Consider the following 7,342-nt stretch of genomic DNA (forward strand, 5'->3'; position numbering starts at 1 on the left):
GCGGGAACCTATGCTTTCACGGCCGATTTCAGCCCGATCGGCGAAATGCCGGCGCCGGCGCTGACCGATTACGACGTGCTTCTCCAGAACCGCGGGAGCAAGGCTTTTATCCGCACGCGGCTGCAGGACCTCTCGACCGGCGCCACGGACTGGACCCATATCCAGAATCGGCCAACGAAGATCGACGCGCTCGCCACGCTCGATACCTCGCAAGGTGCTGTCGAGCAGACCGGCGCCAACAGCTTCGCCAAACGCACGATCGGCGGCGGCGGGCCGACCGCGCTGGTGACCTATGGCGACGCGAACCTGTTCTACCAGCCGATGAATGTCAGGCTGAGTTCGATCGCGTCAGCGGGCGTGGCGACGGGGGACATCGCCAATGACGCGGTCACCTTCGCCAAGATGCAGAACATCGGTACGGCGAAGTTGCTCGGGCGCACGACGGCCGGCAGTGGCGATGCCGAGGAAATCGCGGTGGGGGCTGGCCTGACGCTTTCGGGCGGGGCGTTGACTGCGTCAGCGGTTGCTTCGACCGGGGCGGTGATCAACAGCGTTACCTCGGCCTACACTTCAAACGCGACCGTGACCGGCACGATCCCGATCGACAACACAATCCCGCAAAGTTCGGAAGGCACCGAAATCCAGACGGTAACCATCACGCCGTCGTCGGCGTCGAACAAAATTCGGGTGCGATGGAATGGGCAGTTCTCCAGCGCAGTCGCTACCACCGTCGCAACGGCCGCCTTGTTCATCGACAGCGGCGTGAACGCGGTTAGGGCTGTCGGCGTCTATATCGACGTTGCCAACTCTCTCACGTGTTCGATTCTCTCGTTCGAACACACTCCAGGCGACACCAACGCCCACACCTATCGAATTCGCGTTGGGCCAAACAGCGGAGCCTGCGCACTCAATGGCTCGGTCGGTGCGCCATACTTCAATGGGACGTCTGCGGCCGTCCTTGTAGCCGAGGAGATTAAGGGATGACCTACACGATCATTTCAGCGGCGTATGCCAATGACGACAACTCCGCGGCTCTTCTCATGACGGAGGAGGCGGCTGCTGTTTTGATATCGGCAGTCGACACGCCGGAAGAGTGGGCCTCAATGCTCGCATGGGGTATCCCTCCGGCGAAGGCCGCCTTGTTTGATCCGCCCCCTACGGCCAGCCTGCCGGCACCGTGATTTGGCTGTAGTGCCAGCAGTGGTGCTGGAGAGCGGCAGCGGACGGCGAGACCTATGTACGGCGTAGGCATTGGAATTGGGACGAGAAGCGTGCCGTGGTCGAGGAGGCCAGGACGAGCTGCAACGTGATCGGAACGGCGAAGCGCCACGGCATCCAGGCTCAGCAGATCTACAGAGCGCACCCAAGGCTGGGGTCAGTTTCGTTTCTCGTCCGGGCAAAAGAGGGAGCGAGTGGCTCGCCGTTGATCCAGGCATTGGACCCGCGCCGTGAGAGAGCCCGAAGCTGGGCGCCGATTCTCACGCCAGCCCGACGTCGTCGCGAGTGTCGAGCGGGAACAGTGCGGCGGCTCCGAGTTGGGTGTTGCCTCGCGAAACAGTTGCAACAATCACACGCAACAGGCAGCCAAGCGCGCCCCTGATCGCCTGGGCCGAGGCCGCGGCATGGATGGCGGCGGCGCAGGCGCGGCGATCCCTGGTGCGCTCCGCCCAGGGAGGACGGCCGCGGGCGCTTTCCTTTCTGACAGCGGCGCCCTCTAGCGCCGCAACCGGTTGATCGAAAACGTCAGGCGTCTCACGCGCCTGTATCATTTTCTATAATTTTCTCGCAGGTAACAATAGGTTCTGTGTTTTGAAAATTACCGTTCCAAAGTTGTTCTGAATCAGCGAGAGGTTGTTTGAATTGTCTAAAGACGTATTTAATTGCAGAATTGTCGTTCTTGTCTTCGAATAGATCTATAAAATAGTTTAACATAGTTTTAGATTCATTAAATAAACAGGATTTATCCGACAATATTGCGCCGCGTCTCCATTGAACTGTGTACCCGTAATATATTCTGTCAGATTTATGCCAGTCTAAGCGCGAGCCATCGTCGTTAAATACGGGAATAAGTTCTTCGCGATTGTCTTTATATACGGCTGATATCGTAAACCAGTTCACTGACATGCCTAGGTCGACGGAATTGAATACATCAATAGGTATTATGCCATAGAAAGAGGCCTGCTTTGTTAGGTTGTCAGACAGTGGTTTTAAGGCGGCTGGGATCGGAGTGCCGAACCAATTCACGTATGGGGCGGGCATAAGCGCCAGATAAACTGCTCCTAGCGAGAATATGTGTAGCGAGAGCACGAGAGCTGGGCTGAGTCTCCTGACCTTGTGCAGGACAAATCTGCGCCGGCTTGGGATGGCGGCTCGAGGTTTTGGCGACGCGAGGGTGCAAACGCCAAACAATTTGATTCGTCGTTGCGCGATCCAGGAGTATATCGGAGGCCCAATGCGCGTGATCCTTCCCATCAGAAACAATGGGTAAAGAGGTGCGAGCAGCAATATTCTCGTCGTCAGGGTCGTATAAAGATTATAACCCGACAGGTGATTGTTGGAATTCAGATGATCGACCGCATATAGGTCGGTCAAAGCGGCTTCGTCTGGGATGAAATTCTTTCGCAGAAATTCTTTGCTGGTGGAAATTGGCATGAAGGCAATCTGCTTAAAAAGATCGGCGCGCATGAGTGCGTTGACGGTGCGATCACACAAATTGCATCTGTCATCGTAAACGATAGTGATGGACGGTGCGTCGGCAATAAATTTCTTATTCCAGAACAGAGATGCCCAAAATAGAAACTCAAACTGGCCGAGCCACCCGAGTTGAAGGGCAAATGTGCTCAATATAAAGAAGAGAACGCCCCACCAGATGACGTAGGCCCTCGCGATTCCTCCGATGAGAACGAATGGAATAATGCTACAATACCAGATCATCATCATCCACATCGAAATTCGGGCGACATGGACAGCGAGTGGTGATGCTTCAAACGTACTCTCAAACAAATAATAGTACTTACTCATGAAATTGCTTGCAAGGAGTTGAGGTCCTGCAACTCCAGTCATCCAGGCTGGCTCGTTCAGGTGCATGGATAGTGAATACAGGCAAACACAGCTGTAGGCGAAGAGTGTAGCGAATTTTATAAGCTGCAACTCACCGTCTGTCGGAATAAAGCGCCTGTCATATAAAGAGAGTGCGAAAGATAAATCTTTGATATTGCGTTTTCGAATGATTGCATCCAGGGAGTAATGAGCGCCTGCGTTTGCGACGAAAAGAACTACAGCAAGCATTGCCGCAATTGCATTGCCGAGCGTTGCTGTTGCGAGCGCATAGTCTCCAATTTTCCATTGTACGATAACCAAAAATATAAAAGCGATTTGAGTTACAAAACCCAAGAGAATACAGATGGCGGAGACAAGTGATGTCGCCAGCATGATGGCAATGCTAAAATTGCTCCAATCGTCTGGAAAAGAGTAGTTAAATAAATAGAATGCCCGATGAACGAGAAATGCGCCGAATATTATGCGTATAATAGCGAATTTAGGTATTTCTGCTTCGGCTGATGAGTAAAATGAACCTCTTTTGTGCAAAAAACTAGAAAATCGCTCGGCGATTCCGGAGAGGAGGGGGCCAATAGCTCGCATCTCCAAGATCGCTGTAATCAATAGGAGACTGGCAAAAAAACCCGCAATCGCGAAAGAGTAGTAGTTTGTCGGCGCGAACAGAATGTCGCAAGCCAGCGCTAAAATTGCAAGAACGGCTAAAACGCGCCTGCCCTTCTTAAGGTCAAGCCGCTCTTGTTTAAGAGTTTGAGCGTTTGTCACCGGCTTCTTCCCTATTAAATTTCATCGAAAGGGGCATTCCCGCGTCGCGACAATGGCAGACTGGCGCTCAGCGCTTATTTGAATAGCCTCCGTCGGATCCGTTTGCAATCGCCCCAACCCTGGCGGGCCTTCGTCTCGGTGTACCTCGAGAACCATTCACTGACCTCTGCAGGTCGTAGAGGTACGACATGAACTGCGATGCCAATACGCTGAATCTGAATTTCGGACGGCCGCCCGATCTGCCGCCGAGCATGACGCGGCTGACCTGGATCGAGGACTGGAAGACGGAACTTCGGCCAACCTCTTGGTGGCCCCATTCGCGGCAGACGGTGCTCGATCTTGCCATATACGGTCGCCGGCGCGCCTTCCTGGCGAGCGCGACCACGCCGCTCATTGCCTATGCCGATGATGCGCTCTCGGTGCCTTTGCCGGCCTCTCCCGATTTGATCGCCTCGAATGCCGATGGGCGCTCGCCTCGGGGCTATCTCCCATACCGGAACCACAGGGAGGAGGTCTGCTCGACGGCCGGCGTGCTGCTCTGGAACGGCATCGCCAATCCGGCGCCGGCCTCATCTGGCGGCGGCGCGGAACGCCACGCGTTGTCGCCACTGGAATGAGGGCGCGCGATTAAGTCGACACAGGGCTCGCCTCGGAGCCTGGAACCAGCGATCCACTGCAATCGTTCCGTGATCGAGAAGATCTTCCGAATATGGATGCGTTGCTGCGGCCTACGGTGGTTGCGATGGTGCGGCCTGGCCCAAGCCGCGGCCCAAGTTCGCAAGGACACGATCGATGGTCCTGGCAGTGGTCTAACCTCGCAAACCGGATACGGCTTGGCAGCCGAAGGCAGCCAAGTGCTGGCTTGCAACAGCCAAATCAACGTCGCCTGCAGTGAAACGCGCACTGGTCTCATCATTGGGCACAACTGGCACGGCGCCTGCGTTTGGCGTTCACGGTTCTTGACCTTCGTTATCGGGTTTGTGCATATCCACTCATACGCTTTGGAGCAGCTCCGCATGGCTGAGAAGTCTGGCCTCTACTCGATGCTGCGCCACCCCGCACTCTACGAATTCACGCAATGGGTGTTCCGGGCCGAACGGAACCGGGCCTGGTTCGCCGACACCTACCTGCTTGCGCAGCCCGGAGAGCGCGTGCTGGACATTGGTTGCGGCACCGCCGAAGTGCTGCGCTTCCTGCCGCGCGTGGAGTACGTGGGCTACGAGCCCAACCCTGATTACGTAGCGGCGGCGCGCGCTGCCCACGGAGATGCTGGCACCTTTCACGCGGGCTTCTTTGGTGAGGAAGAGGCGGCGTCGCTAGAGCCAGTGGACCTCGTCATTGTCGGAGCGGTGCTCCACCACATGTCGGACGAGCAGGCTGGCCACCTCTTCACGCTTCTGCGTCGGGTGGTAAAGCCAGGTGGGCGAGTGGTGAGTCTGGATTGCGCATATGCGCCAGGCCAGAACCCGATCTCAAAGCTGCTCGTACGGCTTGACCGGGGGCAGCACGCCCGCAGGCCCGAGGGCTATCGGGCGTTGGCAGCGCCGCATTTCGATGAGGTGACAGGCGAAGTCGTCCACCAAGCCTGGCCGCCCTACACCTTTTGGATCATGACCGCGCGTTAATCGTCGATGACCTTTATGGGCGCCTGACGCGTGCTGGTGAGCGCGGACGATCAGATGCTCGAAGTCCAGATCGTCCGGCGTTGCCGCGAAGATGCGGCACCAGACACCCTTGTGGCTCCGGCGGCTGAAGCGGCGGAAAAACGCAGTTCCAGTCGCCGATTATCTCTGAGAGATCGCGCGAAGGCGAGCCCGCTCCCACGATCCCCGAGACTGCTTCCATGAACATCCGGTTGTCGCGACCAGACGAACCGCGCCTCCTCTCATCTCCGATGACACGGAGCGATATCCGCTCCCAATGATCGTAAGGAGGTCCAGAATGCCCACGGTTGCCTCCAAAGGGCAGCCTTAGATTCGCATCAGCATCCATGAGAATCCCAACATTCCACCTTTCCTAGTCCACCCCAGGGCCGCTCCCCACTGGAGCGGCCCTTTCTTTTGGAGACATGCCCTCATGCCAGCCTTTTCCTGGCCCCTGTCGCGACAGACGGTGCTCGATCTCAACGGCAATGCGGTGGCCGGTGCGCAGCTGCGCTTCTTCCTCGCGGGCACGACCACGCCGCTCATCGCCTATGCGGATGATGCGCTCTCGGTGCCGCTGCCGGCCTCTCCCGATTTCATCCCCTCGGATGCGTACGGGAGGTGGCCGCGCGTCTATCTCCCGTATCGGAACTATAAGGAGGAGGTGCGCTCTGCCGCCGGTGTGCTGCTCTGGAACGATGACGGCATCGCCAACCCGGCGCCAGCGTCCTCCGGGGGCGGCGGCACGGTGCCCGACAGCGAGCGCTTCAAGACCGGCGACCCGAAATGGTCGTTCGAGCCAGGGCAGATCGCGGGCTTCGTCCGCCTTAATGCGCTGACCATCGGCAATGCGGCGTCAGGTGCGACGGAGCGCGCTAATGCGGACACCGAAGCGCTGTTCATCTGGTTGTGGAGCCGCCTGGACAACACGGTCTGCCCGGTCTCCGGCGGGCGCGGGGTCAGCGGCGCGGTCGACTATGCCGCCGGCAAGACGCTAGGCCTGCCTGACTGGCGCGGGCGCGCTCCTTTCGGGCTCGACACGATGGGCAACTCGGCGGCGAACCGCCTGACGGGAGCAACGTTCGATCAGGGGAATTCGTCCACTTCAGGTTCGTATGGCGGCCGGGCGACCAACACCCTCGCGCAAGCGAACCTGCCGGCAGTGGCCCCCACTGGCTCTGTGACGGGGGCACTCAACAATATCACGGCGCTCACGAGCATTGGCTCCGTCGCAATCACGCCGGGTGGTGCTGGCGACGCTGCGGCGAAAAACCCCGTCGCAACGAGCATCCCGGTATCGTTCAGCTCTCCTTTGACTTTCACCGGCAACGCGCTCGGGTCGGGGACGGCCTTCAATGGCATGCCGGGCTTCGGGCTCGTCACCTGGCATCAGAAGCTGTGAGGGCAGGGCGATGAACCATTTTGGCTCCTTCGAACCCGCCTCCAATGCCGCCGACTGGGCGGAAGCGATCTCCGTCACCGACGACGACACCGGCACCAGTTGGCCGCTCGCAACCTATCTGATCGAGATGGAGCTGCGCGACCAGGATGGCGCCCGGCGCCTCCATGGCTCGACCGCGGACGGGGCGCTGACGCTGACCCCGGCCGGTTTCGAATTCGCATTTCCGGCCGCCGCGATGCGCGCCCTTAGCGCCGGCTCCTACACCGTCAATATCCGCTTCACCGACAGCGCCACGGGCTTTGTTGCGGAGCCCGTCATCGCTGAATTGCCCGTGCTCGAGGGAGGCTTTCGCTAATGCCACGACCCGCCATGCGCTTGCGCATCCTGCCCCGCTTTCCCGCTCAGGTGCAGGCGACAGCGCCCGTCGTCGTCACCAGGATGGCGGGAACCTATGCTTTCACGGCCGATTTCAGCC

The 7,342-nt window shown here is 58.6% G+C and carries 8 protein-coding genes and 1 pseudogene; 6 read left to right on the top strand and 3 right to left on the bottom strand.

All coding sequences use genetic code 11. The features are described from left to right. Window positions 1–45: 45 nt before the first annotated feature. Both AB4099_RS34945 and AB4099_RS34950 read left to right on the top strand, forming a co-directional pair. On the top strand, window positions 46–984 hold the full coding sequence (locus tag AB4099_RS34945; protein ID WP_441481468.1) for a hypothetical protein: 939 nt from the start codon (window positions 46–48) through the stop codon (window positions 982–984). Continuing rightward, window positions 981–1,181: a hypothetical protein gene (locus tag AB4099_RS34950; protein ID WP_441481469.1), complete on the top strand. Its 201-nt coding sequence runs from the start codon at window positions 981–983 to the stop codon at window positions 1,179–1,181. The genes AB4099_RS34945 and AB4099_RS34950 overlap by 4 nt, the downstream gene beginning before the upstream one ends. 297 nt (window positions 1,182–1,478) lie before the next feature. On the opposite strand, the gene AB4099_RS34955 is transcribed toward AB4099_RS34950, so the two are convergent. Together AB4099_RS34955 and AB4099_RS34960 are read right to left on the bottom strand one after the other, a co-directional pair. Further along, window positions 1,479–1,769, bottom strand: a complete 291-nt coding sequence (locus tag AB4099_RS34955) for a hypothetical protein (protein ID WP_441481470.1) — start codon at window positions 1,767–1,769, stop codon at window positions 1,479–1,481. Then, window positions 1,753–3,822 (bottom strand): thiol-disulfide oxidoreductase DCC family protein, encoded by a 2,070-nt coding sequence (locus AB4099_RS34960; RefSeq protein WP_441481471.1) that lies wholly within the window; start codon window positions 3,820–3,822, stop codon window positions 1,753–1,755. Before AB4099_RS34960 ends, AB4099_RS34955 begins: the two co-directional genes overlap by 17 nt. Before the next feature lie 188 nt (window positions 3,823–4,010). Between AB4099_RS34960 and AB4099_RS34965 the strand changes: the two genes are divergently transcribed. After that, on the top strand, window positions 4,011–4,439 hold the full coding sequence (locus tag AB4099_RS34965; protein WP_441481472.1) for a hypothetical protein: 429 nt from the start codon (window positions 4,011–4,013) through the stop codon (window positions 4,437–4,439). A gap of 426 nt (window positions 4,440–4,865) precedes the next feature. After that, window positions 4,866–5,447: a class I SAM-dependent methyltransferase gene (locus AB4099_RS34970; protein ID WP_441481475.1), complete on the top strand. Its 582-nt coding sequence runs from the start codon at window positions 4,866–4,868 to the stop codon at window positions 5,445–5,447. Here AB4099_RS34970 and AB4099_RS34975 read toward each other — a convergent pair. Next, window positions 5,418–5,790, bottom strand: a pseudogene (locus tag AB4099_RS34975) (transposase); the annotation flags it as partial. The gene AB4099_RS34970 and the pseudogene AB4099_RS34975 sit on opposite strands and share 30 nt — an antisense overlap. Before the next feature lie 108 nt (window positions 5,791–5,898). Between AB4099_RS34975 and AB4099_RS34980 the strand changes: the two are divergent. Together AB4099_RS34980 and AB4099_RS34985 are read left to right on the top strand one after the other, a co-directional pair. Next, the gene (locus AB4099_RS34980; protein WP_441481473.1) at window positions 5,899–6,867 is read left to right on the top strand and encodes a hypothetical protein; all 969 of its coding nucleotides are present in this window, start codon (window positions 5,899–5,901) and stop codon (window positions 6,865–6,867) included. Window positions 6,868–6,877: 10 nt separating this feature from the next. Further along, window positions 6,878–7,222: a hypothetical protein gene (locus AB4099_RS34985; protein ID WP_441481474.1), complete on the top strand. Its 345-nt coding sequence runs from the start codon at window positions 6,878–6,880 to the stop codon at window positions 7,220–7,222. Window positions 7,223–7,342 lie beyond the last annotated feature (120 nt).

Source organism: Allobosea sp. 2KB_26 (assembly GCF_052115715.1).
GTDB lineage: Bacteria > Pseudomonadota > Alphaproteobacteria > Rhizobiales > Beijerinckiaceae > Allobosea.

What these genes read in the sequence shown, in the direction of transcription:
- AB4099_RS34955 (WP_441481470.1), bottom strand. Translation starts at nt 1,769, where the DNA reads ATGATACAGGCGCGTGAGACGCCTGACGTTTTCGATCAACCGGTTGCG.
- AB4099_RS34950 (WP_441481469.1), top strand. Translation starts at nt 981, where the DNA reads ATGACCTACACGATCATTTCAGCGGCGTATGCCAATGACGACAACTCC.
- AB4099_RS34980 (WP_441481473.1), top strand. Translation starts at nt 5,899, where the DNA reads ATGCCAGCCTTTTCCTGGCCCCTGTCGCGACAGACGGTGCTCGATCTC.
- AB4099_RS34985 (WP_441481474.1), top strand. Translation starts at nt 6,878, where the DNA reads ATGAACCATTTTGGCTCCTTCGAACCCGCCTCCAATGCCGCCGACTGG.
- AB4099_RS34970 (WP_441481475.1), top strand. Translation starts at nt 4,866, where the DNA reads ATGCTGCGCCACCCCGCACTCTACGAATTCACGCAATGGGTGTTCCGG.
- AB4099_RS34965 (WP_441481472.1), top strand. Translation starts at nt 4,011, where the DNA reads ATGAACTGCGATGCCAATACGCTGAATCTGAATTTCGGACGGCCGCCC.
- AB4099_RS34945 (WP_441481468.1), top strand. Translation starts at nt 46, where the DNA reads ATGCCGGCGCCGGCGCTGACCGATTACGACGTGCTTCTCCAGAACCGC.